Annotated in this window: 1 protein-coding gene; it reads left to right on the forward strand. The window is 59.4% G+C overall.

The window, feature by feature from the left end; all coding sequences use genetic code 11:
• Positions 1 to 22: 22 nt before the first annotated feature.
• A partial coding sequence (locus tag EN780_RS37595) for an ABC transporter ATP-binding protein (RefSeq protein ID WP_245500308.1) occupies positions 23 to 470 on the forward strand: 448 nt, incomplete at its 3' end.

The raw sequence follows: 470 nt of genomic DNA on the forward strand, positions 1-470 counted from the left end.
CGTTCAGCGGATGCTACACATCGTGCAGCTGGACAGCTTCGCCAACCGCTATATCGATCAGATCAGCGGTGGGCAGAGCCAGCGTGTCGCGTTGGCGCGGGCGCTTGTGAATGGACCGAAAGTCCTGCTCCTCGACGAGCCGCTAGCAGCTCTCGACCTCAAAATCCGCCAGCACATGCTTTCTGAGATGAAGCGCATCCACGCGGAAACCGGTGCCACCTTTGTCTACGTAACACACGACCAGGACGAAGCCATGATCCTGTCGGACCGCGTTGTGCTCATGGAGAAAGGACGGTTCGTTCAGGTCGACCGCCCCGAGGACATGTATGCGAAGCCTAAGTCGCTGTTTGCTGCGAAATTCCTCGGCGAGACCAACCTGTTCGAGGCCAAGGTTACACACGTCAACGGCGTCGGTACAACGGCGGTAACGCCCTCCGGAATCCGCTTCCTCGCAAGCCACGCGCCGAATG

It is taken from the genome of Mesorhizobium sp. M4B.F.Ca.ET.089.01.1.1 (assembly GCF_004022605.1).
GTDB lineage: Bacteria > Pseudomonadota > Alphaproteobacteria > Rhizobiales > Rhizobiaceae > Mesorhizobium > Mesorhizobium abyssinicae.